Here is a 23,983-nt window from a genome sequence, read left to right on the forward strand (position 1 = left end):
CCGCCTATTCGCCGACAGCCACGTAGCGGTAGCTTTCGCCGTCGTCTTCATCGGCTTCCTGCGGGTCGTCCAGCACCACCTCGAAGGGCAGCGCCTTCAGCTTGGCCTGGTTTTCTTCCGAGATGTAATGGTGCGACAGGTCCAGGCGTTTCAACTTGCCCAGCTGCGTGTGATTGAGCACGGCCACGGCGCCCAGGTCGCCGATGGTGCCCAGCGACAGGTCCAGGGTGTCAAGCTGCGCCACCAGCGGCTCTTCCGCCAGCCAGATGGCCAGGTCGTCGGCGATTTCCGCGTCGCGCAAGCCCAGGTAGCGCAGGGTCGGCACGGTCAGCTGCGCCAGCACCTTGCGGTACAGGTCGACGTCGCCCGAGAAGCCATAGTCGTCCGTGCCCAGCCACAGTTCCAGGTGTTCCAGCTGCGGCATGCTCGATTGCGCCAGCGCCTCGGCGATCTTTTGATCGAGTCCGCCCGCTTCGATGGTGAACCGGCGCAGGTGCTGGTGCGCGAACGGTTCGATGACGAGCTCATTGCCGCCGCGGATGCGCAATTCCTGCAGCAGCGGGAAGGCGTCCAGCAGGGGCTTGTAGCTGCCTTGCACGATCCAGGAGATTTCGCATTCCTCGTACGTCATGTCGCCGATGAACAGGGCGCGCAAGTTGGGTAGTTCAGCGGCGTGGGCGATCAGCGCGGCCATCACTTCGTCTGCGCCTGATTCGTACGGGTCGCCCCACATGCCGATGATCAGCGCTTCGAGCGCGTTCCTGTCGGCTTTGCCGAGGAAGCCTGCGATCAGTTCGTCCATCTTGCGCTCGTCGTCGTATTCAAGCGACAGGCGGTAGACGATCTCCTGCGACGGGTCGAACGGCAGGTCGGGGTCGTACTGGACGACTTTTTTATTGTGGAAGGTGGTGGTGCTGTCGGAAATGGTCATCGCGTGGGCTCCGTAAAAACAGTGGATGCCTGGATGCCGCGCGCGGTGTGGCGGAGCTGGGACGAGCCGGGATGTGCCGCGACGCTCTGCGAAGACATCCAGGCCTGGAAATCTTGTCTATTCTAAAATCTTAGCATAGACATTCAGGCATATTGCGCACTGGTGGAGGCGTTTATCTGTGTATCACCACGAGTAAGGCTTTTCCTTCGGTCTTACCCAAATTCCGGATGATATGCGGCTGGTCCGCCGGATAGCGCGCCGTGCCGCCATTCTTGACCTTTTTCTTCGCCGTGCCCACTTCCAGCTCCAGATTGCCGTGGATCACCGTCAAATGCTCGGTGGTGCCCGGATCGTGCGGCTGCGACGCCAGTTCGCCGCCCGGCGCCAGGGTCACTTCATACCATTCGTATTTGCCGGCCAATTCCATCGGCCCCAGGATGCGCAGCACGTAGCCCGCGTGGTCGCCGGGCAGGGTGGGGGTTTCGTGGGCGTCCGTGATGCGGATGGTTTCCACGGCTTTTTCTGCGCTGGAGAGCAATTCGCCTATCTGCACGCCCAGGGCGTTGGCCAGGCGCCACGTGATGGCGATGGTGGGATTGGCTTTTTCGCGCTCGATTTGCGACAGCATGGACTTCGAGACGCCCGCGATGCGCGACAAATCCTCGAGTGTCAGGCCGCGCGCCAGGCGCAGCCGTTGCAGGGTGGCACCCACTTCAGGGGGAGAATTGGTCGAAACGCTGGTTTTCATCGGCAGGTGGCTTGCAAAGTTCAATAGGCTTGGGTAATATCCACTATATTGAATTTAAGTTCGACATAGTGGATTTTGAGGAAAAACACGGAAACGTGTAGACTTCAAACAGCGCTTCACGGTACAGCATACTGCGCGCACCGGTCAAGCGACCGCTCCCCCTATGGCGGCTGAGGTCACCCGGATAGCACCCATACAACAGGGACACACAAGGATCATCATGAGCGAGCAAGCGAAGAACACCTTTTTCAGCAGTCTGCAACAGAATCTCGATCAACTGCGCCAGCAGGGCTTGTACAAGCCCGAGCGCGTGATCGCCTCGCGCCAGGGCGCCGAAGTGGTGTGCGACGATGGCCGTACCCTGATCAATATGTGTGCGAACAATTACCTGGGCCTGTCCGGCGACCTGCAGACGCAGGAAGCCTCCATTGCCGCCACGCAAAAATACGGCTACGGCCTGTCGTCCGTGCGCTTCATCTGCGGCACGCAAACCGTACATAAAGAACTGGAACAGGCCATTTCCGCTTTTCTGGGCACCGAAGACACGATTTTGTACGCGGCCGCATTCGACGCCAACGGCGGTGTGTTCGAGCCCCTGTTCGATGAAAACGACGCCATCATCTCGGACGCGCTGAACCACGCCTCCATCATCGATGGCATCCGCCTGTGCAAGGCTGGGCGCTACCGCTATGCGCACAACGACATGGCCGACCTGGAAGTGCAGCTGCAAGCGGCGATTGCCGCCGGCAAGCGCCATAAAGTCATCGTCACGGATGGCGTGTTCTCGATGGATGGCACGATAGCGCAACTCGACAAGATCTGCGACCTGGCCGACAAGTACGGCGCGCTGGTGATGATCGACGAATGCCACGCTTCCGGCTTCATGGGCGCGACGGGCCGCGGCACGCACGAACATCACAATGTGATGGGCCGCATCGACATCATCACGGGCACCCTGGGCAAGGCCCTGGGCGGCGCCATGGGCGGCTTTACCTCGGCGCGCAAGGAAGTCATCGACACCCTGCGCCAGAAATCGCGTCCTTATCTGTTCTCCAACACCCTGGCGCCATCGATTGCCGGCGCTTCGCTGTCGGTGCTCGAGCGCCTGGCCAAGTCGACGGAACTGCGCGACCGCCTGCACGAAAACACGGCTTTCTTCCGCAGCGAGATCGAGCGCATCGGCTTCACCATCAAGCCGGGCACCCATCCGGTGGTTCCCGTGATGCTGTTCGACGCCCCCGTGGCGCAACAATTCGCCGCCCGCCTGTATGAACTGGGCGTGCTGGTGACGGGTTTCTTCTATCCGGTCGTGCCGATGGGCCAGGCGCGCGTTCGCGTGCAGTTGTCGGCCGCGCATACCCGCGAACAGCTGGTGAAAGTGCTGGCCGCCTTCGAGCAGGCCGGCAAGGAACTCGGTCTGCTGACCACTACCACCACTAACTAACAAGAATTCAGGAAAATAGCATGGAACGCATCTTAGTCATAGGCGCAAACGGCCAAATCGGTAGTGAGTTGGTGGGCGCACTGGCGCAGCAGCACGGCGCGGACAACGTCATCGCCAGCGATATCGGCACGAATAACCTGTACCAGGCCAAGCGCTATGCCCAGCTCAATGTGCTGGACAAGGACGGCCTGGCGACCATCATCGCCGATGAAAACATCACTCAGGTGTACCAGCTGGCGGCCATGCTGTCGGCCACGGGCGAGGCGGCGCCCTTGAAGGCGTGGAGCCTGAACATGGATGGCTTGCTCAATATCCTGGAACTGGCGCGCGAACGGGGTGTAGCAGGCAAACCTTTGCGCATCTTCTGGCCATCGTCGATCGCCGCCTTCGGCCCGAACACGCCGCAAGTGAACACGCCGCAAATGACGGTGATGGACCCGACGTCGATGTACGGCATCAGCAAGCTGGCCGGCGAGCGCCTGTGCGAGTATTACTTCAACAAGTATGGCGTGGACGTGCGCAGCATCCGCTACCCGGGCATCATCAGTTATAAATCGCCTCCGGGCGGCGGCACCACCGATTACGCCATCGCCATCTTCCATGCGGCCTTGCGCGGCGAGCGCTATGACTGCTTCCTCGATGCGAACACCACCTTGCCGATGATTTACATGCCCGACGCCATCCGCGCCACCATCGAACTGATGGATGCGCCGGCTGCATCGATCAAGATCCGTTCAGCCTATAACGTGGCCGGCGTGTCGTTCAACCCCGAGCAACTGGCGAAAGCCATCGTGCACATGGTGCCGGACTTCAAGATCAGCTACAAACCGGACAGCCGCCAGGCCATCGCCGAGAGCTGGCCGCAAAGCCTGGACGACAGCAAGGCCAGCGCGGACTGGGGCTGGAAGGCGCAGATCGGCGTCGGGCAGATGGTCACCGACATGCTGGCCAATGTCGACGTGGGCCAGGCTGCCAAGGCAGCCTGAGTCCCACCCACACAAGCATTCATAAAAACATACTAATATAAAGAGACACTACATGGATATGAGCGTATTTGACCTGTTCAAGATCGGCATCGGGCCGTCGAGTTCCCACACGGTGGGGCCGATGGCGGCGGCGCGGCGTTTTCTGGTCGAATACGGTTCGCTGGACCAGGTAGTGGGCGTCGAGGCGGCCTTGTATGGCTCGCTGGCGCTGACGGGCGTGGGCCATGCCACGGACAAGGCCGTCATTCTGGGCTTGATGGGCGAAACGCCGCAAGACGTGGCGCCCGATGCGGTCGACAGCAAGCTGGCCGCCATCGAGGCGGCCGGCGAAATCGCGCTGCTGGGCGCGCACGTGGTGCCGTTTACGGCGGCCACGGGCCTGATCTGGCACAAGAGCGAATCCTTGCCCGAGCATCCGAACGGCATGCGCTTCACGCTGAAACTGGCGGACGGCAGCCGGGTCGACAAGGTGTATTACTCGATCGGCGGCGGTTTTATCCGCGAGGCAGGCGAGGCACAGGCCGAAGCGGCGGTGGAATCGGCAGCCAGCGCGCGCGTCGTCTTCCCCTTCGACACCATGGAGCAGTTGCTGGCGCATGGCGTGGAAAGCGGCCTGTCGATCCCGGAAATGCTGCGCGCGAACGAATGCGTCAAACGCAGCGATAGCGAACTCAATGCAGGCCTGGACCGCATCTGGCACGTCATGCGCGACTGCATCGCGCACGGCCTGGAAACGACGGGCAACCTGCCGGGCGGCTTGAACGTCAAGCGCCGCGCCGCCAAATTATGGCGTTTGGCGCAGGAGGCGAAGGCGTCGGACAACCGCGCCAACGACTTGCCGCACGACGCCGTGCACCTGGTCAGCCTGTACGCGATGGCCGTCAACGAAGAAAACGCGGCCGGCGGGCGCGTGGTGACGGCGCCGACCAACGGCGCCGCTGGCATTATCCCGGCCGTGCTGCGCTACTACGCACAGGATTGCCGACCCAGCGACCCTGTCGGCGGCATACGCCGCTTCATGCTGACGGCGGCCGCCATCGGCATGCTGTGCAAGCGCAATGCCTCGATCTCGGGCGCCGAAGTGGGCTGCCAGGGCGAAGTGGGCGTGGCGTGCGCCATGGCGGCGGCCGGCCTGGTGGCGGCATTGGGCGGCACGAACGAGCAGATCGAAAACGCGGCCGAAATCGGCATCGAACACCACCTGGGCATGACGTGCGACCCCATCGGCGGCCTGGTGCAGATCCCCTGCATCGAGCGCAATGGCATGGGCGCCGTGAAAGCGATTACGGCCGCCTCGCTGGCGCTGAAGGGCGATGGCACGCATTTCGTCAGCCTCGACGAAGTCATTGAAACCATGCGCCAGACGGGTGCGGACATGCAGGACAAGTACAAGGAAACGTCGCTGGGTGGGCTGGCCGTGCACGTCATCACCGTCAACCATGCGGCTTGCTGATGGCGGTATTGTCGGCTTATGCCCTGTGGGCTAAGCCGACCTACAACTGCAGCAGATCCGGTATGGCGTAGGTCGGCTTAGCGCAACGCGCGTAAGCCGACAGTTTCACTCCTCCTCAAACAGCTGCTCCAGCCTTCTTGGATAATTATTCAGGAAATCGCGCGTCACGGCGAAGTGTTCCGTGTCTTCATACGCCACTTCGTGGATGCCGCCGCCTGTAAAACTGAGGATTTTCGCGTTCGGGTAGGCCAACAGGATGGGCGAGTGGGTGGCGATGATCAGTTGCGAGTCGTCCTGCACCAGCTGGTGGATCACGGATAGCGCAGCCATCTGGCGGCTGGGCGACAGGGCCGCCTCGGGCTCGTCCAGCAGATACAAACCTTTGCCCCGCAGCTTGTTGATCAAGGTCGCCATGAACGCTTCGCCGTGCGATTGCGCGTGCAGCGACTTGCCGCCGTAGCTGCCCAGGTACTCGGGCATATCGTCCATGTAGGTGGCGACATTGAAAAAGCTCTCGGCGCGCAGGAAATAGCTGTCATCGGGTTTCTTGTAGCTCTTGCTCAGACGCAAGTGCGCGTGCAAGCCCGATTCCTCGTCCGATGGCAGGGCGATGCGCACATTGCGCGTGCCGCCATCCTTGCCGAAGCCCAGTCCCACGGCCAGTGCTTCGAGCATGGTCGACTTGCCGCTGCCATTCTCGCCCACGAAAAACGTCACGTCGCGATGGAAGTCCATGTGCACGAAGTCGCGGATGGCGGGGATGGTGAACGGATAGTGGTCCAGGTCGACGACGGCGTCATGGCGCAGCGTGGCGCTTTGCAGATACGGTTTTTTACTCAGCGACATGGCCGGTTCCATGAATGGCCCGCAAGCGGGCCGACAAGTACGAGTGTGGCGCAAATCAGGCGCATATGCCAGTACGTGGCCCCATCTTTATGCGAGGCGTTGATCTCGCCATAAGAAATTTCCAAAATACAATGCTTTGGCCTCTGCCAGGCGCTGCTGTTTGACAACAGGGGCAGGGGCCAGGACGGCTGCGTGCGCATGCGATTCGCCTTGGGCGGCGGCTGGCACTATAATATCCGCTGCCATTCATGATCAACCGCACTCAGCTCAACTGGACTCTTCAAATTTATGCACTACGTGTCTACCCGCGCTGATAAAGCGCCATCGAATCTGCAGCAATTCTCCGACATCCTCCTGGGCGGCCTGGCCCCCGATGGCGGACTGTATCTCCCAGAACACTACCCGCAAGTCACTGGTGCCGAGCTCAACGCCTGGCGCACATTATCGTATGCCGACCTGGCATTCGAAATCCTGAAGAAGTTCGCCACCGATATCCCGGCCGCGGACCTGAAGGCATTGACGGCGAAAACCTATACCAAAGCTGTCTACAAGAATGCCCGCGCCGGCGAAAACGCGGCCGACATCACGCCGCTGCGCGTTCTCGAAGAAAACATCGTCAAGGGCGGATCGACCACCCTGATGCTGCAAGCGCTGTCGAACGGCCCGACCCTGGCCTTCAAGGACATGGCCATGCAGTTGCTGGGCAACCTGTTCGAATACACCCTGGCCAAGACGGGCGCCGAACTCAATATCTTTGGCGCCACGTCGGGCGACACGGGCAGCGCGGCCGAATACGCGATGCGCGGCAAGAAGGGCATCCGCGTCTTCATGCTGTCGCCGCACAAGAAAATGAGCGCTTTCCAGACGGCGCAGATGTTCAGCCTGCAAGACCCGAACATTGTTAACATCGCCGTCGAAGGCGTGTTCGACGATTGCCAGGACATGGTCAAGGCCGTGTCGAACGACCTGCCGTTCAAGGCAAAGCAAAAGATCGGCACCGTCAATTCCATCAACTGGGCGCGTGTCGTGGCGCAAGTCGTGTACTACTTCCGCGGCTACCTGGCGGCCACCACCAGCAATGAGCAAAAAGTGTCGTTCACGGTGCCGTCTGGCAATTTTGGCAATATCTGCGCCGGCCATATCGCCCGCATGATGGGGCTACCCATCTCGAAACTGGTGGCGGCCACCAATGAAAACGACGTGCTCGACGAATTCTTCCGCACGGGCGTCTACCGCGTGCGCAAGTCGGCCGAAACGTACCACACGAGCAGCCCGTCGATGGATATCTCGAAAGCGTCGAATTTCGAGCGCTTCGTCTACGATTTGGTGGGCCGCGACAGCGAGCGCGTACGTGCCTTGTTCACGAAAGTGGAAACGCACGGCGGTTTTGACCTGTCCGGCAAGCCAGGCAGCGATGGCGACGAGTTCAAGCTGGTGGCCAAATATGGCTTCAAGTCGGGCAAGTCCACGCACCAGGACCGCCTCGACACCATCCGCGATGTGGCCGACGACTACGGCATCACCATCGACACGCACACGGCCGACGGCATCAAGGTGGCGCGCGAGCACCTGGAGCCGAACGTGCCAATGATCGTGCTGGAAACGGCGCTGGCGGCCAAATTCAACGAAACCATCCTGGAAGCGCTGGGTGTGGACGCCGAGCGCCCGGCCGGCTTCGAAAACATTGAAGACTTGCCGCAAAAGTTCGTCGTGATGGATGCGGATGTCGAGAAAATGAAGGCGTTTATTAGCGCCGCCACGGGGTTGTAATGAGCGGGACTGTGATGAGCGATCCGGCCGCACAACGCATGCTGTCGGTGGCCGAGGCGCAAGCCTTCATGCTGGACGCGGCGCGCCCGGTGGCCGAAGTCGAACTGGTCGACACCATGCGCGCCAACGGCCGCGTGCTGGCCACGGCGCAGACGTCGACCCTGAACGTGCCCGAGCGCGACAACACGCAGATGGATGGTTATTGCGTGCGCGCGCAGGATTGTGCCAGCGGCGCGGCCAGCTTGCCCGTATCGCAGCGCATCGCGGCCGGCCACGTGGGCCAGCCCTTGCAGCCGGGGACGGCGGCGCGCATCTTTACCGGCGCCTTGCTCCCGGACGGCGCCGACTGCGTGGTGATGCAGGAGCAGTGCACCGTGGCGGACGGTGTGGTGACGGTCAATCACGTGCCGCACGCGGGCGAATGGGTGCGGCGGCAGGGCGAGGATATCCGCGCCGGTGGCGAGATCCTCGGTGCGGGCAGGCGTTTGCGCAGCCAGGAAATGGGCTTGGCCGCCTCGGTGGGCCTGGCGCAAGTACCGGTGCTGCGCAAGCTGCGCGTCGCCGTGTTTTTCACGGGTGACGAGCTGGCCATGCCCGGTGAACCTCTGGCGCCGGGCGCCGTCTACAACTCAAACCGTTTTACCCTGCGCGGCTTGCTGGAAAACCTCGGCTGCGACATCACGGACCTGGGCATCGTGCCCGACAGCCTGGAAGCGACAAAAGCCGTGCTGCGCCAGGCGGCCCAGGGCAATGACTTGATCATCACCTCGGGCGGCGTGTCCGTGGGCGAGGAAGACCATATCAAGCCGGCCGTGGAAGCGGAAGGGCGGCTGAACATGTGGCAGATCGCCGTCAAGCCGGGCAAACCGCTGGCCTTTGGTGAAGTGCAGGATGCGTTCTTTGTCGGCTTGCCCGGCAATCCCGTGTCCAGCTTTGTCACTTTTTTACTGTTCGTGCGCCCGTTCATTTTGCGCCTGCAGGGCGTGGCGGGGAGTCTGGCACCGCGCAGCTACAAGCTGCCGGCCAGTTTTGAGCGCCTGAAGGCGGACAAGCGCAACGAGTTTTTGCGCGCCAAGGTCAATGATGATGGCGAGCTGGAACTGTTCGCCAACCAGAGTTCGGGCGTGCTGACGTCCACCGTGTGGGGCGACGGCTTGATCGATTGCCCGCCGGGGCTGTCGATCGCGCGCGGCGACATGCTGCGCTTTATCCCGTTTAACGAATTGCTGTACTAAGGAAGTATCGATGAAGATCAATCTGCGTTTTTTCGCCAGCGTGCGCGAGCTGGTGGGCACGGCCCAGGAAGTACTGGAAGTGGCCGCGCCGCAGCTGACGGTGGGCGAGGTGAGAGCCCTGCTGATCGCCCGCGGCGGCAACTGGGAATATGCGCTGGCGCAGGGCCGCGCGCTGCGCATGGCGCATAATCAGGTGATGTGCGATGCCGATACCGTGATTGCGGAAGGCGACGAGGTGGCATTCTTTCCACCCGTGACGGGCGGCTGATCCCGCTTCCCAGTGAGACGGCCACTTCATCGAAGTGGCCGTTTTTTTATGACGATTTGGTTTTTGCTTTGTCCCCGCTGCACGTGGCGCAGGCGATGGCTTTCTTGTAGCGCCAGTATTTCGAGCCGATGAAGATGGCTGATGCCACCAGCGACCAGGCCAGCGCGCTGAGGATATCGGCCTGGCTGGTGGTGCCCTTGCTGTACTCGACCACTGTCAGGATGATGAATAAAATCGAACTGGCCAGCAAATAGCGGGAAATCCAGAATCCTGCGCCCATGTGTTTCTCCTCTCGTGTCGCGTCGTCAAGTGATATGAAACTGCTCATCGTTACAGCATGCCTGGCGCAGTATGCCTCATTTTTGGGCGCGATCGCCATCGACGGGCCATATCCGGGCCAATCTCGACTAAAATGCCGGGGTTTTCACCGTCTTCCCAGCTTGCCATGACCAATTCCAGCTCCCCTCCGTTTCACATCGCCGTCATCGGCGGCGGTCCCGCCGGCCTGATGGCCGCCCAGGCGGCCGCTGACCAGGGGGCACAGGTGGAATTGTTCGACGCCATGCCTTCCGTCGGCCGCAAATTTCTGCTGGCCGGACGCGGCGGCATGAACATCACGCACGCGGAAGGCTACCAGGCGTTTGTCTCGCGCTACGCCAGGCAGGCCAACCGCCTGAAACCGGCGCTGGACCAGTTTGGGCCGCAGAAGGTGCGCGACTGGGTGCATGGCCTGGGCGTGGAGACCTTCGTCGGTTCCTCGAACCGCGTCTTTCCGACCGATATGAAGGCCGCGCCTTTGCTGCGCGCCTGGCTGCACCGCCTGCGCGAAGCGGGTGTGCAATTTCACATGCGCTACCGCTGGACGGGCTGGCAAGAAGGCCAGCTGGCCTTTGCCACGCCGGACGGCGAACGCCGCTTCACTTTTGATGCCGTGATCCTGGCGCTCGGTGGCGGTAGCTGGGCGCGCCTCGGGTCGGACGGCGCCTGGGTGCCGCTGCTGCAAGAGCAGGGCGTGGCCGTGGCAGCGCTGGCGCCGGCCAATTGCGGCTTCGACGTGGACTGGAGCGCGCATTTCAGCAGCCGTTACGCGGGCGAACATCTGGCCACGCTGGCCATCAAGGCGCATGACATCGACGGCTTGACGGTCAAGCGCCAGGGGCAGTGCGTCATCACGGCGGGCGGCGTCGAAGGCGGCCTGATTTATGCGCTGTCGGCCGCGCTGCGCGAGCAGATCGCGCGTGACGGCAGCACCACTATCTGGCTGGACCTGGCGCCTGACCACAGTCATGCACGCGTGTTCGAGGAAGTCACGCGTCCGCGTGGCGCCCGTTCCATGTCCAGCCACCTGCAAAGCCGCTTGGGGCTAAAAGGCGTGAAATCGGGCTTGCTGCGCGAATGCCTGAGCGCTGCCGACTTCGCCGACGAAGCCAGGCTGGCGCGCGCCATCAAGTTGCTGCCCGTCACCTTGCAGCGTCCGCGCCCCATCGATGAAGCCATCAGCAGCGCCGGCGGCGTGGCCTTCGACGGTATCGACGGCAGCATGCTGCGCGCCATGCCTGGCGTCTTCGTGGCGGGCGAAATGCTGGACTGGGAAGCGCCCACGGGTGGCTACCTGCTGACGGCCTGCCTGGCGCAAGGCAAGGCGGCCGGCGAGCAGGCGGTGGCGTGGCTGGAAGAGAAAGTGAATGCCGAAAGTTAATGCCAAGTAATTTCGCCTGAGCCGCTTTTCTGGATATCGCGCTGGCGTGGGTTGCCGTGGACGTGGATGTCGCCGCTGCCGCGCAGGGTCAGGTTGGTGGCGTCGCGTACGAAGACGGTGCTTTGGCCCGAACCTTGCAGGCTGACGCTGGCCTTGTCGGCCGCCAGGTGCTCGGCATCGATGTCGCCCGAACCGCTCAGGTCGGCGCGCAGGAATTTCGTGTTGCCGCTGGCGGCGAGGCGCCCGGAGCCCACCATTTCCAGCACCACGCTGTCGCTGTTGCCGCCGTTGATGTCGAGGTCGCCACTGCCGTTGACGGTGGCTTGTACTTGCTTGTAGCGTCCCGTGAAGCTGACGTCGCCCGAACCCGTCAATTCCAGGATGAAACTGTCGCCCGAAAATCCCGTGATCTTGCTGTCGCCATTGCCGTGCACTTCCATGCGCACGAGCGATGGCAGCACCAGTTCCACCTGTAGCGGCTGGCGATGGTGGAACAGCATGCCTTTCGGGCCGATATGCAGGCTCGTGCCATCCTGCGTCGTGTCAACGTTCGACAGCAGACGCTGCTCGCCGCTCACTTTCATCGATGGTGTGACGCCGCGGCGCAGCACCAGGTCGATGGGGCCAGCCAGGTAGATGCTGTTGATATCGGCGGAAATCGGGCGCGTTTCGCTGCGCACGGCGCGGCCGGCAGCGCTGCTGGGATTGCTGATTCCCTTGGCGCGCAGCGCCGCATACGACATGGCGATCAGGACCAGTGCCAGCAGGAGCATGGACAGGCCAACTTTGAGCAAGCGTTTCATGGCAGCCTTTCTAGTGACCTTTGAGCAGGGAGACATTCATGGCGATGTAGCGCTTGATGCCGATCAAGGTATAGCGCGTGACCACCAGACTGAGCAGGAATATGGCGATACCGCCGAGCAGCATGCCCACGCCGAAGACGGTTTGCGTGGTGCGCGCATCGCGGTCCATGTCGGTGGAGATGCGGATGCCGCCGCCGGCCAGCGCTTCGGCGCGCTCCATCATGCGCGACGAAGCGCCTGGCGCCTCGGGGTCGGCCGGTTCACGCTGCGAGGGGCCGGGCAGGTGATCGACTTCGATGCCCGTGTCGCCGATGGTGATGCGCGTTTCGCGCCGCTCGCCGCCTTCGCCGCCGTCATCGTCATGGATGAAGACATGGCGCAGCGGGCCATCGAGCACCAGTTCATTGGCGCCGGACAAGCCGCTGGCCGTGATGGCGATGCCGGCCAGGTAAAAGCTCAGGCCGACGGCATACAGGGTGGCCAGCAGGGCCGTGTACACGGCGGCAGGCACGACCATGAACAGGTTGAAGATGCCCAGGCCCAGCAGCGAGACGAGCAGGCGCAGCAGGTTGACGGGGGTTTTCTTCTGTTCGAAAGCCTGGCGGTGTGTGCTGCTGCGCAAGGTCAGGGCGATTTTTTTCGGCTCGCCCAGGTCGTCGGCGATCTCGTGCTCGCTGCGGCCGGCTGCAGCGCCTTCAATGAAGGTTTGTTCGTAATAGTCCAGCGTCTTGGCCACCAGGTCCGGTGGCAAGCCTGCCAGCGCGCGCCGCAGCGCGTCGAGATAATCTTGTTTGTTCATCATATTCTTCCTGTCCGCCGCTTCAGCCCATGGCCGGCAGCAGCATGCTTGCCTGGCTCAGCAGCAACGGTGCTTGTGGCGTTTGCTGTCCGTGAATGATGGTCAGGGTGGCCAGCACCACACAAGCCAGCAGCGCCAGGGCTTTCAAGCTGTTTTTCAAGTGCAAGGTGGTGTGCATGGTATTCCCCGTGGCATGGCCGTTGTCGATGATCAGACTGTACCCAAGCGCACGCAGCTGCACCAGCGCGGTGCGACAGAATGCAATTTCGCGGGGGCGAGCGACACCAGGGCAGGATGCAGCGTCAAGTCTGTTTTGCCATCTTGCCCGTGGTGACGACCCTGGCCGCCGCCACGCCGCTGCGCACGGCCGACTCGATGGTGGCCGGATAGTCCTGCGTCCGGTCATCAGCATTGGCCGTATAGTCGCCCGCCAGCAGCAGGCCCGGCACGCCGCTGGCGTTGCCGGGACGCGCCAGGTCCGGCGTGCAGGCAAAGGTGGCGCGCTTTTCCGTGATCAGCTGGGTCCAGACGGGCTGCGCCAGCTCCGGACGCTGCAACACCTGCGCCAACTGGGCGGCGATGGCTTGCGCCAGCGGTGCGTGGCCTTGCTCGGCGGCAGGGCCGGACGCGCTGATGACGACGGCCAGCAAGCCCGCCTGGTTGCTGTCGAGCTGGCCCCGGTCGAAGACGAACTGGCCCCAGTGCTGCTGCTGTGGTGCATCGACGAGGGCGTAAAACGGCAAGTCCAGGCGTACCGAAGCGTCGTATTGCAGGTAGCAGGTACTGATGGCTTCCGGCGTGAAGGCTTGCATTCGGCCAATAGCATCGTCCAGGCGCGGGTCATGCAAACCTTGCAACAGGCTGGCCGCCTGTACGGACGAGGTGGCCACGATCACGCCATCAAAGCTTTCCCCGTCATCGAGCTGCCACCGGCCATCGGGCAAGGTCCGCAAGGCGGCCACCTTGGCGCCCATGCGCACTGCGCCGCCATGCTGGGCCAGATATCGGGCGGCGGCCTCGGGCAACAGGGCACTCAGGTTCGCTTTCGGAATCAGCATGTCGGAGGCGCGCCGGCGGCTCGCCCCCAGGCTGTCGCGCAGCACGTTGAGGAAGACGCGGGCCGAGGCCCGCTCGGGCGGGGTATTCAGCGCGGCCAGGCACAGCGGGTGCCACATCAGCCGGTTCAAGCGGTCCGTCTGGTCGAAGCGCTGCAGCAATTCGCTGACCGTGCAATCGTTATATAGTTGCCAGCCCATCCATCGCATGGCGGTGGAAAAGCGCATCAGGGCCAGCTTGTCGGCGCGTAATAATCCTTTGGCGCGCAGCAGGGCCCACGCCAGGTGCAGCGGCGCGGGCAGGCGCGGCGCGATGAAATCCATGCCTTTAGTGCCGGGCGGGTAGCGCATCTGCAGGGGCAGGGTGAGGATCAGTTCGGCAGGGTCTTGTCCTGCCAGTTTGATCAGGCGCAAGGTTTCCGTGTAGGCGCCCAGCAAGATGTGCTGGCCGTTGTCGAGCACCGTATTTTCTCTTTCGACACGCCGCGCGCGTCCGCCCAGGGTGCGCGCCGCTTCGAACACGCTCACCGAGTGACCGGCGCGTGCCAGTTCCATGGCCGCCGCGCAACCGGCCCAGCCGGCGCCGATGACGGCGTAGCGCTGCTTCACACTACTCTCAACCACGAACCCAGGTCTTCCAGGCCAGCCACAGTTTGCGGATCGGCGTGAGCGAGATGCGTTGTTTCAGCACGTGGTAGCCGTCGCGCTCGACTTCATTGAGCACCGTGCGGTAGATGGCGGCCATGATCAGACCCGGGCGCTGGGCGCGGCGGTCTTCTGCAGGCAGCAGGGCGAACGCTTCGTCATACGCCTTTTGCGCGCGCGCCACCTGGAAACGCATGAGGTTTTCAAAGTTTTCGCTGTGGCGTGCGTTCAGCAGGTCGGCCGCCGTCACATTGAATTGCTGCAATTCGCTGATCGGCAGGTAGATGCGCCCCTTGCGCGCATCTTCGCCCACGTCGCGGATGATGTTGGTCAGCTGGAAGGCATGGCCCAGCTTTTCCGCGTACAGCAGGGTTTCCGGGCGCGTTGCGCCAAAGATGCTGGCCGACAAGATGCCCACCACGCTGGCCACATGCCAGCAATAGCGGCTCATGGCCTGGTAATCGAGGTAGCGGGTCTGGTTCAAGTCCATCTCCATGCCGTCGATGATGGCCTGCAAATGCTTTTCTTCCAGTTGATACACGCCCAGGTGTGGCTGCAGCGCGCGCATCACGGGATGCGTGGGGTTGCCCTCGTACATGGCCTTGACTTCCTTGCGCCACCAGACGAGCTTGGTGCGTGCCACGGCTTCGTCCGTGCATTCGTCGACCGTGTCATCGACTTCGCGGCAGAAGGCGTACAGGGCCGTGATGGCCTTGCGGCGTTCGGCAGGCAGGAACAGGAAGCTGTAGTAGAAGCTGGAGCCGCTCTGGGCGGCCTTTTGTTGGCAGTATTCGTCGGGAGACATAGTCAAAAGAGCAAGGGTTGCAGATCGAAGCCGCTATTCTATCGTCTTACAGAGTGGGCGACGGGGGAAAAGCCGTTTTTACTTGTGTCTCTTGATGCAGGCTTTTGCGTGACATGCGCAGGGCGCGCCAGAAAATGATCAGCCAGTCGCGTTTCTCCAGCTTGGGCCGGCGCCGGAACACGTCGTAATTGACGGCTTCGATGGCGTCGAGGATGCGCAAGCCGCCTTGCACCACCAGGCGCAGTTCCCAGCCGATGCGCCCGCGCAGGCGCAGGGCCAGCGGCGCGCCGGACAGCATCAGGGCGCGCGTGCGGGTCACTTCAAAGCGCATCAAGGCGCTCCACTTGCCGTGCGCCTCGGGCCGCTCGAAGGCGGCGGCGGAGACGGCAAAGCGGCTCAAGTCTTCCATCGGCAGGTAGATGCGCTCTTTTTGCTGGTCGATGGCGACGTCTTGCAGGAAATTAATTAGTTGCAAAGCTGAACATATCGCATCGGAATCGCGTACATTCTGTTCATCAGCCGCGCCGTACAGGTGCAGCATCAGCAGCCCCACGGGGTTGGCGGAACGGGCGCAGTAGTCGAGCAGGTCGTCGTAGCTGGCGTAGCGCGTCGTTTGCACATCCTGCTTGAAGGCCGACAATAAGTCGTAAAACGGTTTGAGCGGCAGCTGGTGTTTGGCGATGACGGCGGCCAGGCGTTCGAACATGGCGGCGTTCTCGCCAGCATGGCCTTCGTGGCGGGCTATGCGGCCCAGCGCCTCTTCATAGGCGTGCAGCGCGGCCAGGCGTTCGGCCGGCGTGGCATCACCTTCATCGGCCAGGTCGTCGGCGCTGCGGGCGAAGGCATAGATGGCTTCGACGGCGGGCACCAGGCGGCGCGGCAGCAGGAATGATGCAACAGGAAAATTTTCGTAATGGTCTACAGGCATTGAACACGCTTCTTTAGTCTTGCAGTTTTGTCCGGCACCCTGCCAGCGCAGGAGGATTGCCGAACGTTGTATGTCTCAAGATTAATGACGCAAAAGTCACTAAATGCTTTTACGCACGATTATAATTAATAACCAGAAAGTCATTAGGGGAAGTCACTCCTTGTCATGATCCAGCTGATATTGTCACAAATTTAAGGATATCGTGTGCGAAAAAGTTTGGCTAGCATCACATAGCAAGCGAAAAGTTTCCTCACGCAAAAATCTAACAGCCCGCATAGTAAAGGAAAATACCTTGTTTGCCCTGAAAACCCTGCGCCGCGAGACCGGCGCACCCGCACTGCCCGCACTGCGGCTGATCGCCGCCGCCGCCCTGGCGCTGACCCTGGCGGCCTGTTCCAAGCCCGCTGTCAAAGTGGAAGACGTGCGCCCCGTGCGCGCGATGGTGTTGTCTAGCAGTAATGTTGACGTGAGTGCCGAACTGGCAGGCGAGGTCGTGCCCCGCGTGGTATCGCAGCTGGGTTTCCGCGTGGGCGGCAAGATCGTCGCGCGCAAGGTCGATGTGGGCGCCAGCGTCAAGAAGGGACAAGTGCTGATGCAGCTCGATCCGGCCGACTTGCAGCTGTCGCAGGCGCAGGCCAAGGCCTCGCTGGTCAGCGCGGAAACGAGCCGCGACCTGGCGCGCGCCGAACTGAAGCGCTACCAGGATTTGCGCGAGAAAAATTTCGTCAGCCAGGCCGTGCTCGATGGCAAGGATGCCGCCTACAAGGCGGCGCAGGCGAATGTGGAAGCAGCCCAGGCCCTGTACCGGGGCCAGGCGAACCAGTCCGGTTATGCCAGCTTGCTGGCCGACGTCGATGGCGTCGTCACGCGCATCGAGGCTGAAGTGGGGCAGGTGGTGGCGCCCGGCACGCCCGTGGTGCAAGTGGCGAAAAGTGGCGAGAAGGAAGTCGTGATCGGCATTCCCGAAGACAAGGTGGAGACCTTGCGCGGCGTCAAGGATGTGGTGGTGCGCCTGTGGGCCGACCCGAAGCAGGGCTTGCCGGGCAAGATACGCGAAGTGTCGCCCGTGGCTGATGCCGCCACGCGCACCTACCTGGCCAAGGTCAGCATCCCGGACGCGCCGCAAGCACGCCTGGGCATGACGGCCGTGGTGCAGTTCGCCTCGAAGACGGCCACGCCGCAGATCAAGGTGCCGCTGACGGCCCTGTTCAATGAAAAGTCGCAAAGCTCCGTGTGGGTGGTGGAAAACGGCGCCGTGAAGCTCGTGCCGGTGACGGTGGGCGGCGTGGCGGGCAATGAGTTGCTGCTGACCTCGGGCGTGAAAGCGGGGCAGACGGTGGTCACGGCCGGTGTCAACCTGCTCAAGCCGGGTCAGAAAGTGACCATCCTCGGCGCCGAGCTGGCCAGCAAGCCTGCCGCCGCAGTCAGCATGGGGGCCGTCAAATGAAGGGCGGCTTCAATCTGTCGCGCTGGGCGCTCGAACACATCCCGCTGACGCGCTACCTGATGGCCGTGCTGCTGATCGGCGGCATGCTCAGCTACGCCAGCCTGGGCCAGGATGAAGATCCCCCGTTTACCTTCCGCGCCATGGTGCTGCAGGCATACTGGCCTGGCGCCACGGCGCTGCAGATGGCCGAGCAGGTGACGGACAAGCTGGAAAAGAAACTGCAGGAAACGCCGTACATCGACGAGATCACCAGCTATTCGAAGCCGGGCGAAACATTGATCTTGCTGGAGCTGCGCGAATCGGCGCCGCCCAAGGAAACGGCGGCTGCCTGGTACCAGGTGCGCAAGAAGATCGGGGACATCCAGGGCACCTTGCCGGCCGGCGTGGTGGGCCCGTTCTTCAATGACGAGTTCGGCGACACGTATGGCTCCATCTTCGCCCTGTCCGGCGACGGATTTACCTACGCAGAAATGAAGGATTACGCGGACAAGGTGCGTCAGGAATTACTTGCCGTGGGACAGGTATCGAAGGTGGAACTGTTCGGCGTGCAAGATGAAAAGATCAATGTCATCTTTTCGCACAAGAAATTTGCCCAGTTAGGCATTCCATTCGACGCCATCGTGCAGCAACTGTCTGCGCAAAACAGCATCAACGCCACGGGCGTGCTGGTGACGCCCACGGACAACCTGCAAGTACGCGTGACGGGTGCCATGCTGACCGTCAAGGACCTGGAAAACCTGGAACTGCGCGCCAACGGCACCACCTTCCGCCTCGGCGACTTTGCCGCCGTGAAACGCGAATTCGTCGATCCGCCCAAGGACAAGATGCGTTTCAATGGCAAGGAAGTGATCGGCCTGGGCGTGTCGATGGAAAAGGGCGGTAATATCATCGACATGGGCAAGGCCTTGCAAGCGACGGTGACGCGCATGAAGGGCGAATTGCCGGTGGGTATAGAGCTGCAGCGCGTGTCGAACCAGCCGGAAGCCGTGTCCGCTTCCGTGGGCGAGTTCGTGCATACCCTGATCGAAGCCATTCTGATCGTGCTGGCTGTCAGCTTTGTCGCACTGGGCTTGCACACAAAACCGCTGCGCATCGACGTGCGGCCCGGCCTGGTGGTGGCGCTGACCATCCCCCTGGTGCTGGCCGTCACCTTCCTGTTCATGCGCCTGCTCGACATCGACTTGCACAAGATCTCGCTCGGTGCCCTGATCATCGCGCTGGGCTTGCTGGTCGATGACGCCATCATTGCCGTTGAAATGATGGTGCGCAAGATGGAAGAGGGCATGTCGCGTTTCGACGCGGCGACGTTTGCCTACACGTCGACGGCCATGCCGATGCTGACGGGCACGCTGATCACGGTGGCCGGTTTCTTGCCCATCGGCCTGGCCAAGTCGGCCGCCGGCGAATACACGTTCTCCCTGTTCTCCGTGAATGCGCTGGCCCTGATCATCTCGTGGGTGGTGGCCGTCGTCTTCACGCCCTACATCGGCTACGTCTTGCTGAAAGTGAAACCGCACGCGCATAACGACCATGAATTGTTCGATACGCCGAATTTCCGCCGCTTCCGCCGCGCCGTCACCTGGTGCGTGGAATGGCGCAAGACGACGATCGCCGCCACCCTGGCCATCTTTGCGCTGGGCATTTATGGCTTCAACTTTATCGAGAAACAATTTTTCCCCGATTCCAGCCGTCCTGAACTGATGGTGGAGCTGTGGTCGCCCGAAGGCACGACCTTTGCCGCGAATGAAAAGCAGGTGAAGAAATTCGAAGCCTTCGTCGGCAAGCTCGACGGCGTGGATAGCGTGACCAGCTATGTGGGTACGGGCAGCCCCCGTTTCTACCTGCCGCTGGACCAGATCTTCCCGCAGACCAACGTGTCGCAAGTGGTGATCCTGCCCAAGAGCCTGGCGGACCGCGAGCAACTGCGCCAGAAGATCATCGATGTCTTCAAGAAGGATTTTCCGGAAGTGCGGGGCAGGGTAAAACTGTTGCCGAACGGGCCGCCGGTGCCGTATCCCGTGCAATTCCGTGTCACGGGGCCGGAAGTGGCGGGCGTGCGCACCATTGCCGACCAGGTCAAGGATATCCTGCGCGCCAATCCGAACACCCTGGGCGTCAATGACAACTGGAATGAGTCGGTGAAGGTGCTGCGCCTGGACCTGGACCAGGACAAGATGCGCGCGCTGGGCGTCACCTCGAAGACCGTGATGCAGGCGGCCAATACGATTCTGTCGGGCACGGTCATCGGCCAGTTCCGCGAAGACAACAAGCTGATCGATATCCAGGTGCGCCAGCCTTTGGCCGAACGGGCGACGATTTCCGTGCTGAATGACACGAATATTCCGACGGGAACGGGCAAGTCCGTGCCGATCTCGCAGCTGGCCCGTGCGCATTTCGTGTGGGAACCGGGCGTGGTCTGGCGCGACAAGCGTGAATGGGCCATCACCGTGCAATCGGACGTGATCGACGGCATCCAGGGCGCGACAGTCTCGACGCAGCTGGCGCCGCAGCTCGATGCTTTACGCGCCAAGCTGCCGGATGGCTACCGCATCACCGTGAAGGGCGTGGCGGCCGACAGCGGCGAGGCAGAAGCGTCGATCGCGACCAACTTGCCGCTGGCCATCTTCATCATCTTCACCTTGCTGATGCTGCAGCTGCACAGTTTCTCGCGTTCCTTGCTGGTGTTCCTGACGGGGCCCCTGGGCGTGGCGGGCGCTGCGTTTGCCTTGCTGGCGCTGGGCCGGCCACTTGGTTTTGTGGCCAACCTGGGCATCATCGCGCTGTTCGGCATGATCATCCGTAACTCGGTGATCCTGGTCGACCAGATCGAGCAAGACATCAAGGATGGTTCGGCACCATGGGATGCCATCATCGACTCGGCCGTGCGCCGCTGCCGCCCCATCGTACTGACGGCCGCCGCCGCCGCACTGGCCATGATTCCATTGTCGCGCTCCGTGTTTTGGGGCCCGATGGCGGTCGCCATCATGGGCGGCCTGATCCTGGCGACGGCTTTAACTTTACTGTTCCTGCCAGCCCTGTATGCGGCCTGGTTCCGGGTCAAGAAGCCGGTGGCGCTGGACAAGGAAGGGACGTGAGAATCAGCGCTAGCAAGCTGATATAAAAAAGGCGGCATTCCTCTGGGAAATCCAGTAGAATGCCGCCTTTGCTTTACCGAGGGCTTGCTCCGGGCTTGCTCTATAAGTCCGCGGTAGCCAGATCGTTCCCGAGTTGTTAAAATCAGGGAGCAAGTAGTACAAAGTAGTACAAAATGCGGATGTGGTGGAATTGGTAGACACGCTGGTCTTAGAAGCCAGTGCTTCGGCTTGGGAGTTCGAGTCTCCCCATCCGCACCAATCCGGGTTGTCCCAGCCCGGAGGTGCAGCACCATCAAGTTGTCCTTCAGCCTCGTTGCAGGCGTCTTTTCTGTTTTCCTGTTGCCTTTCCTGCATTTCCGTCGTTCGGTATGCCTTTGTTTGCGCATTTTTTTCGCCAGAGATAGGACGGCAGGGCAGGGCCCGGGCAGAGATTTTGCTGAAAAATGGCCAAATTGAGGTAAATCAAAGGTTTTTTGGCTGAAATCTTCGCCAAGAGCGCATTTCTTTGTTTCGGACGGAGCGACAGTTCGCATATACTAATGAACGAAGCAGGCTGGAAAGCCTGTCTCTGGCGAAATAAAGAATGCCGGGGCAAGAGTAAAGACAGGGCAACCCAGGCTGTAGCGATTCGTTCGCCGCCGCTGGCATCCTCTGTGGCCGGGCTGTAAAGCCAGCCACTTTCCCGAAGTCCTTTGTTATAATGCCACGCTTTACCGAATGATGGCCGGCCTTGCATTTACTTGGAAGCAAGGCTGGACGCTCGGAGCCCTGTCGCAGTACTGGAAGCGGCGGATTGTTTGGTGCCTGGTGCGGGTTTTCCCTCAGCCGGGTAGACCAGGTCCATGGTCCTGTTTTCCAGTGCTTTTACAGATGAATATGCGAGCGAGTGAAGCTGGACCCATGTCTTGCCGCCAGTGATGGCGCAAGGGGTCGGGTCTTCTTTTCTCGCACCAACAGTGTTTATTTTTTGGACGATTTTTTACATGGCAACTGCAGTCGAAACCTTGGGCAAACTCGAACGTCGTATCACGATCTCCTTCCCGCTGACGGACGTCCGCACGGAAGTTGAGAAGCGCCTGAAAGTGCAAGCCCGTACGGCTAAGGCACCGGGCTTCCGTCCGGGCAAAGTGCCGTTGAAAATGGTCGCAGCACAATACGGCTACCAAATTGAATCCGAAGTGCTGAATGATAAAGTCGGCCGCGCGTTCAACGACGCCGCCAACGAAAACAATCTGCGCGTGGCCGGTTTCCCGAACATCGTGCCGAAAGAAGAAGCAGCCGAAGGCCAGCTGGCTTTTGACGCAACGTTCGAAGTGTATCCGGAAGTCGCCATCGGCGACCTGGCGGCCGTTGAAATCGAAACCGTGCAAGCCGACGTGTCGGAAGCCGAAATCGACAAGACCATCGACATCCTGCGCAAGCAGCGCGTGCACTTCCATACCAAGGGCGAAGCTGGCGAACACGGCGACGGCGGTGAGCCGATCGCTGCCAACGGCGACCGCGTGACGGTCGACTTCGTCGGTGCTATCGACGGCGTTGAATTCCCAGGCGGCAAAGCTGAAGGCTACGCTTTCGTGCTGGGCGAAGGCCGCATGCTGCCAGAATTCGAAGCAGCGACCCTGGGCCTGAAAGTGGGCGAGTCGAAGACGTTCCCATTGTCGTTCCCTGAGGACTACCATGGCAAGGATGTAGCCGGCAAAACCGCATCGTTTACCATCACGCTGCAAAAGCTGGAATGGGCGCACCTGCCGGAAGTCGATGCTGAATTTGCCAAGTCCTTGGGCGTTGCCGATGGCGACCTGGTCAAAATGCGCGAAGACATCAAAGTCAACCTGCAACGTGAAGTCGCTGGCCGCGTGAAAGCACGCAACAAGGAAGCCGTCATGGACGCGCTGATCAAAGTTGCTGAGCTGGACGTGCCAAAAACGCTGATCGCTCAAGATTCCGAGCGCCTGGCCGAAATGACCCGTCAAGACATGGCGCAGCGCGGCATGAACGTCAAGGACGTGCCTTTCCCAGCAGAACTGTTCGCAGACAAAGCCGAGCGTCGCGTACGCCTGGGCCTGATCCTGTCGCAACTGGTAGGCGACAACAAGCTGCAGGCAACGCCTGAGCAAGTCAAGGCGCAAATCGAAGATTTCGCCCAAAGCTACGAAGATCCACGCGAAGTGCTGAAGTACTACTACAGCGACCGTCGTCGTCTGGGTGAGATCGAAGCCCTTGTATTGGAAGAAAACGTCGTCACTTACGTGTTGGGCCTGTCGAAAGTCACGTCGAAAGCAGTTGCTTTCGACGAACTGATGGGAAGCAACGCACAAGCGTAAACCAGTTGGTATCCGGATGCCATGATTGCTGAAAAGTACTGATGGCTTCCTCTAACTGCTTCACAAGGAAATGAAATGACAGGTATGAACCGTAATCCAGCGCTGGACACAGAGATGCTCGGCCTGGTGCCGATGGTGGTGGAACAAAGCGGTCGCGGCGAGCGCTCGTATGATATTTACTCGCGCCTGCTGAAGGAACGCTTGATTTTCATGGTCGGCCCGGTCAATGACCAGATGGCCAACCTGGTTGTCGCCCAGTTGCTGTTTCTGGAAAGCGAAAATCCGGAAAAGGAAATCTCGCTCTACATCAACTCGCCAGGTGGTTCGGTTTCGGCCGGCATGGCCATCTACGACACCATGCAGTTCATCAAGCCGGATGTGTCGACCCTGTGCACGGGCATGGCTGCTTCGATGGGCGCTTTCCTGCTGGCCGCTGGCGCCAAGGGCAAGCGTTTCTCGTTGCCAAACTCGCGCATCATGATTCACCAGCCGTCCGGTGGTTCGCAAGGCATGGCGTCCGATATCGAGATCCAGGCAAGGGAAATCCTTTACCTGCGTACCCGCTTGAACGGCATCATGGCCGAGCGCACGGGCCAGTCGATCGAGCAGATCGCCAAGGACACCGACCGCGACCGTTTCATGTCCGCCGACGAGGCCGTTGAGTATGGTTTGATCGACAAAGTGTTGACCAGCCGCGCTTGA

21 protein-coding genes and 1 tRNA gene are annotated in these 23,983 nt (G+C 61.4%); 12 read left to right on the forward strand and 10 right to left on the reverse strand.

Going from position 1 to position 23,983, the window contains the following annotated elements:
• Positions 1–4: 4 nt before the first annotated feature.
• Both ACQ4WL_RS10215 and ACQ4WL_RS10220 read right to left on the reverse strand, forming a co-directional pair.
• Complete coding sequence (locus ACQ4WL_RS10215) at positions 5–931, reverse strand: STM4015 family protein (protein ID WP_436509603.1); 927 nt, start codon at positions 929–931, stop codon at positions 5–7.
• 172 nt (positions 932–1,103) lie between these two features.
• Entirely contained in the window at positions 1,104–1,679 is a 576-nt protein-coding gene (locus ACQ4WL_RS10220; protein WP_230538158.1) for a helix-turn-helix domain-containing protein, read from the reverse strand.
• 220 nt (positions 1,680–1,899) lie between these two features.
• Here ACQ4WL_RS10220 and kbl point away from each other — a divergent pair, with 220 nt between their 5' ends.
• From kbl to ACQ4WL_RS10235, 3 genes are read left to right on the forward strand one after another with little or no spacing between them, the layout of a single operon-like run.
• Positions 1,900–3,123 (forward strand): glycine C-acetyltransferase, encoded by a 1,224-nt coding sequence (gene kbl / locus ACQ4WL_RS10225; protein ID WP_436509604.1) that lies wholly within the window; start codon positions 1,900–1,902, stop codon positions 3,121–3,123.
• Between the two features lie 20 nt (positions 3,124–3,143).
• Complete coding sequence (locus tag ACQ4WL_RS10230) at positions 3,144–4,109, forward strand: NAD-dependent epimerase/dehydratase family protein (protein ID WP_436509605.1); 966 nt, start codon at positions 3,144–3,146, stop codon at positions 4,107–4,109.
• A 52-nt stretch (positions 4,110–4,161) separates the two neighbouring features.
• Positions 4,162–5,562 (forward strand): L-serine ammonia-lyase, encoded by a 1,401-nt coding sequence (locus ACQ4WL_RS10235; RefSeq protein ID WP_436509606.1) that lies wholly within the window; start codon positions 4,162–4,164, stop codon positions 5,560–5,562.
• 105 nt (positions 5,563–5,667) lie between these two features.
• Here the strand turns inward: ACQ4WL_RS10235 and ACQ4WL_RS10240 are convergent, their stop codons facing one another.
• Positions 5,668–6,408 (reverse strand): AAA family ATPase, encoded by a 741-nt coding sequence (locus tag ACQ4WL_RS10240; protein ID WP_436509607.1) that lies wholly within the window; start codon positions 6,406–6,408, stop codon positions 5,668–5,670.
• Between the two features lie 288 nt (positions 6,409–6,696).
• Here ACQ4WL_RS10240 and thrC point away from each other — a divergent pair, with 288 nt between their 5' ends.
• From thrC to moaD, 3 genes are read left to right on the forward strand one after another with little or no spacing between them, the layout of a single operon-like run.
• Entirely contained in the window at positions 6,697–8,178 is a 1,482-nt protein-coding gene (gene thrC / locus ACQ4WL_RS10245; protein ID WP_436509608.1) for a threonine synthase, read from the forward strand.
• A gap of 38 nt (positions 8,179–8,216) precedes the next feature.
• Complete coding sequence (locus tag ACQ4WL_RS10250) at positions 8,217–9,413, forward strand: molybdopterin molybdotransferase MoeA (protein WP_436509657.1); 1,197 nt, start codon at positions 8,217–8,219, stop codon at positions 9,411–9,413.
• Between the two features lie 10 nt (positions 9,414–9,423).
• Entirely contained in the window at positions 9,424–9,681 is a 258-nt protein-coding gene (moaD, locus tag ACQ4WL_RS10255) for a molybdopterin converting factor subunit 1 (RefSeq protein WP_436509609.1), read from the forward strand.
• A 46-nt stretch (positions 9,682–9,727) separates the two neighbouring features.
• Here the strand turns inward: moaD and ACQ4WL_RS10260 are convergent, their stop codons facing one another.
• Entirely contained in the window at positions 9,728–9,961 is a 234-nt protein-coding gene (locus tag ACQ4WL_RS10260) for a hypothetical protein (protein ID WP_436509610.1), read from the reverse strand.
• A gap of 165 nt (positions 9,962–10,126) precedes the next feature.
• Between ACQ4WL_RS10260 and ACQ4WL_RS10265 the strand changes: the two genes are divergently transcribed.
• Complete coding sequence (locus ACQ4WL_RS10265) at positions 10,127–11,380, forward strand: TIGR03862 family flavoprotein (protein WP_436509611.1); 1,254 nt, start codon at positions 10,127–10,129, stop codon at positions 11,378–11,380.
• On the opposite strand, the gene ACQ4WL_RS10270 is transcribed toward ACQ4WL_RS10265, so the two are convergent.
• The 6 genes from ACQ4WL_RS10270 to hpnC form a co-directional block, all read right to left on the reverse strand.
• Entirely contained in the window at positions 11,377–12,183 is an 807-nt protein-coding gene (locus ACQ4WL_RS10270; RefSeq protein ID WP_436509612.1) for a GIN domain-containing protein, read from the reverse strand. The two genes, ACQ4WL_RS10265 and ACQ4WL_RS10270, sit on opposite strands and share 4 nt — an antisense overlap.
• Positions 12,184–12,193: 10 nt before the next feature.
• Entirely contained in the window at positions 12,194–12,985 is a 792-nt protein-coding gene (locus ACQ4WL_RS10275; RefSeq protein WP_436509613.1) for a DUF1700 domain-containing protein, read from the reverse strand.
• Positions 12,986–13,004: 19 nt separating this feature from the next.
• Positions 13,005–13,160 (reverse strand): hypothetical protein, encoded by a 156-nt coding sequence (locus ACQ4WL_RS10280; RefSeq protein ID WP_436509614.1) that lies wholly within the window; start codon positions 13,158–13,160, stop codon positions 13,005–13,007.
• Between the two features lie 124 nt (positions 13,161–13,284).
• Positions 13,285–14,661, reverse strand: a complete 1,377-nt coding sequence (gene hpnE / locus ACQ4WL_RS10285; RefSeq protein WP_436509615.1) for a hydroxysqualene dehydroxylase HpnE — start codon at positions 14,659–14,661, stop codon at positions 13,285–13,287.
• Entirely contained in the window at positions 14,654–15,487 is an 834-nt protein-coding gene (gene hpnD / locus ACQ4WL_RS10290; protein WP_436509616.1) for a presqualene diphosphate synthase HpnD, read from the reverse strand. The genes hpnE and hpnD overlap by 8 nt, the downstream gene beginning before the upstream one ends.
• Positions 15,488–15,533: 46 nt before the next feature.
• Positions 15,534–16,415: a squalene synthase HpnC gene (gene hpnC / locus ACQ4WL_RS10295; protein WP_436509617.1), complete on the reverse strand. Its 882-nt coding sequence runs from the start codon at positions 16,413–16,415 to the stop codon at positions 15,534–15,536.
• A 292-nt stretch (positions 16,416–16,707) separates the two neighbouring features.
• On the opposite strand from hpnC, the gene ACQ4WL_RS10300 reads away from it, so the two are divergent.
• The 5 genes from ACQ4WL_RS10300 to clpP all read left to right on the forward strand — a co-directional run bounded on the left by ACQ4WL_RS10300 (position 16,708) and on the right by clpP (position 23,983).
• Positions 16,708–17,862 carry an efflux RND transporter periplasmic adaptor subunit gene (locus ACQ4WL_RS10300; RefSeq protein ID WP_436509618.1) on the forward strand — a complete coding sequence of 385 codons (1,155 nt, stop codon included), beginning with the start codon at positions 16,708–16,710 and terminating at the stop codon, positions 17,860–17,862.
• The gene (locus tag ACQ4WL_RS10305; protein WP_436509619.1) at positions 17,859–20,957 is read left to right on the forward strand and encodes an efflux RND transporter permease subunit; all 3,099 of its coding nucleotides are present in this window, start codon (positions 17,859–17,861) and stop codon (positions 20,955–20,957) included. The genes ACQ4WL_RS10300 and ACQ4WL_RS10305 overlap by 4 nt, the downstream gene beginning before the upstream one ends.
• A 175-nt stretch (positions 20,958–21,132) precedes the next feature.
• Positions 21,133–21,215 (forward strand) — tRNA-Leu (locus ACQ4WL_RS10310).
• A 725-nt stretch (positions 21,216–21,940) separates the two neighbouring features.
• Complete coding sequence (gene tig / locus ACQ4WL_RS10315; protein ID WP_436509620.1) at positions 21,941–23,281, forward strand: trigger factor; 1,341 nt, start codon at positions 21,941–21,943, stop codon at positions 23,279–23,281.
• 84 nt (positions 23,282–23,365) lie between these two features.
• Positions 23,366–23,983 carry an ATP-dependent Clp endopeptidase proteolytic subunit ClpP gene (clpP, locus tag ACQ4WL_RS10320; protein ID WP_373629889.1) on the forward strand — a complete coding sequence of 206 codons (618 nt, stop codon included), beginning with the start codon at positions 23,366–23,368 and terminating at the stop codon, positions 23,981–23,983.

Origin of the sequence: Janthinobacterium kochi (assembly GCF_051380715.1) — a bacterium.
In the GTDB taxonomy this organism is placed as follows: Bacteria; Pseudomonadota; Gammaproteobacteria; order Burkholderiales; family Burkholderiaceae_D; genus Janthinobacterium.

What these genes read in the sequence shown, in the direction of transcription:
- ACQ4WL_RS10280 (WP_436509614.1), bottom strand. Translation starts at nt 13,160, where the DNA reads ATGCACACCACCTTGCACTTGAAAAACAGCTTGAAAGCCCTGGCGCTG.
- ACQ4WL_RS10230 (WP_436509605.1), top strand. Translation starts at nt 3,144, where the DNA reads ATGGAACGCATCTTAGTCATAGGCGCAAACGGCCAAATCGGTAGTGAG.
- ACQ4WL_RS10240 (WP_436509607.1), bottom strand. Translation starts at nt 6,408, where the DNA reads ATGTCGCTGAGTAAAAAACCGTATCTGCAAAGCGCCACGCTGCGCCAT.
- clpP (WP_373629889.1), top strand. Translation starts at nt 23,366, where the DNA reads ATGAACCGTAATCCAGCGCTGGACACAGAGATGCTCGGCCTGGTGCCG.
- ACQ4WL_RS10270 (WP_436509612.1), bottom strand. Translation starts at nt 12,183, where the DNA reads ATGAAACGCTTGCTCAAAGTTGGCCTGTCCATGCTCCTGCTGGCACTG.
- ACQ4WL_RS10265 (WP_436509611.1), top strand. Translation starts at nt 10,127, where the DNA reads ATGACCAATTCCAGCTCCCCTCCGTTTCACATCGCCGTCATCGGCGGC.
- ACQ4WL_RS10260 (WP_436509610.1), bottom strand. Translation starts at nt 9,961, where the DNA reads ATGGGCGCAGGATTCTGGATTTCCCGCTATTTGCTGGCCAGTTCGATT.
- ACQ4WL_RS10275 (WP_436509613.1), bottom strand. Translation starts at nt 12,985, where the DNA reads ATGATGAACAAACAAGATTATCTCGACGCGCTGCGGCGCGCGCTGGCA.
- thrC (WP_436509608.1), top strand. Translation starts at nt 6,697, where the DNA reads ATGCACTACGTGTCTACCCGCGCTGATAAAGCGCCATCGAATCTGCAG.
- ACQ4WL_RS10305 (WP_436509619.1), top strand. Translation starts at nt 17,859, where the DNA reads ATGAAGGGCGGCTTCAATCTGTCGCGCTGGGCGCTCGAACACATCCCG.
- tig (WP_436509620.1), top strand. Translation starts at nt 21,941, where the DNA reads ATGGCAACTGCAGTCGAAACCTTGGGCAAACTCGAACGTCGTATCACG.
- hpnC (WP_436509617.1), bottom strand. Translation starts at nt 16,415, where the DNA reads ATGCCTGTAGACCATTACGAAAATTTTCCTGTTGCATCATTCCTGCTG.
- kbl (WP_436509604.1), top strand. Translation starts at nt 1,900, where the DNA reads ATGAGCGAGCAAGCGAAGAACACCTTTTTCAGCAGTCTGCAACAGAAT.
- hpnD (WP_436509616.1), bottom strand. Translation starts at nt 15,487, where the DNA reads ATGTCTCCCGACGAATACTGCCAACAAAAGGCCGCCCAGAGCGGCTCC.
- ACQ4WL_RS10220 (WP_230538158.1), bottom strand. Translation starts at nt 1,679, where the DNA reads ATGAAAACCAGCGTTTCGACCAATTCTCCCCCTGAAGTGGGTGCCACC.
- ACQ4WL_RS10235 (WP_436509606.1), top strand. Translation starts at nt 4,162, where the DNA reads ATGGATATGAGCGTATTTGACCTGTTCAAGATCGGCATCGGGCCGTCG.
- ACQ4WL_RS10250 (WP_436509657.1), top strand. Translation starts at nt 8,217, where the DNA reads ATGCTGTCGGTGGCCGAGGCGCAAGCCTTCATGCTGGACGCGGCGCGC.
- ACQ4WL_RS10215 (WP_436509603.1), bottom strand. Translation starts at nt 931, where the DNA reads ATGACCATTTCCGACAGCACCACCACCTTCCACAATAAAAAAGTCGTC.
- moaD (WP_436509609.1), top strand. Translation starts at nt 9,424, where the DNA reads ATGAAGATCAATCTGCGTTTTTTCGCCAGCGTGCGCGAGCTGGTGGGC.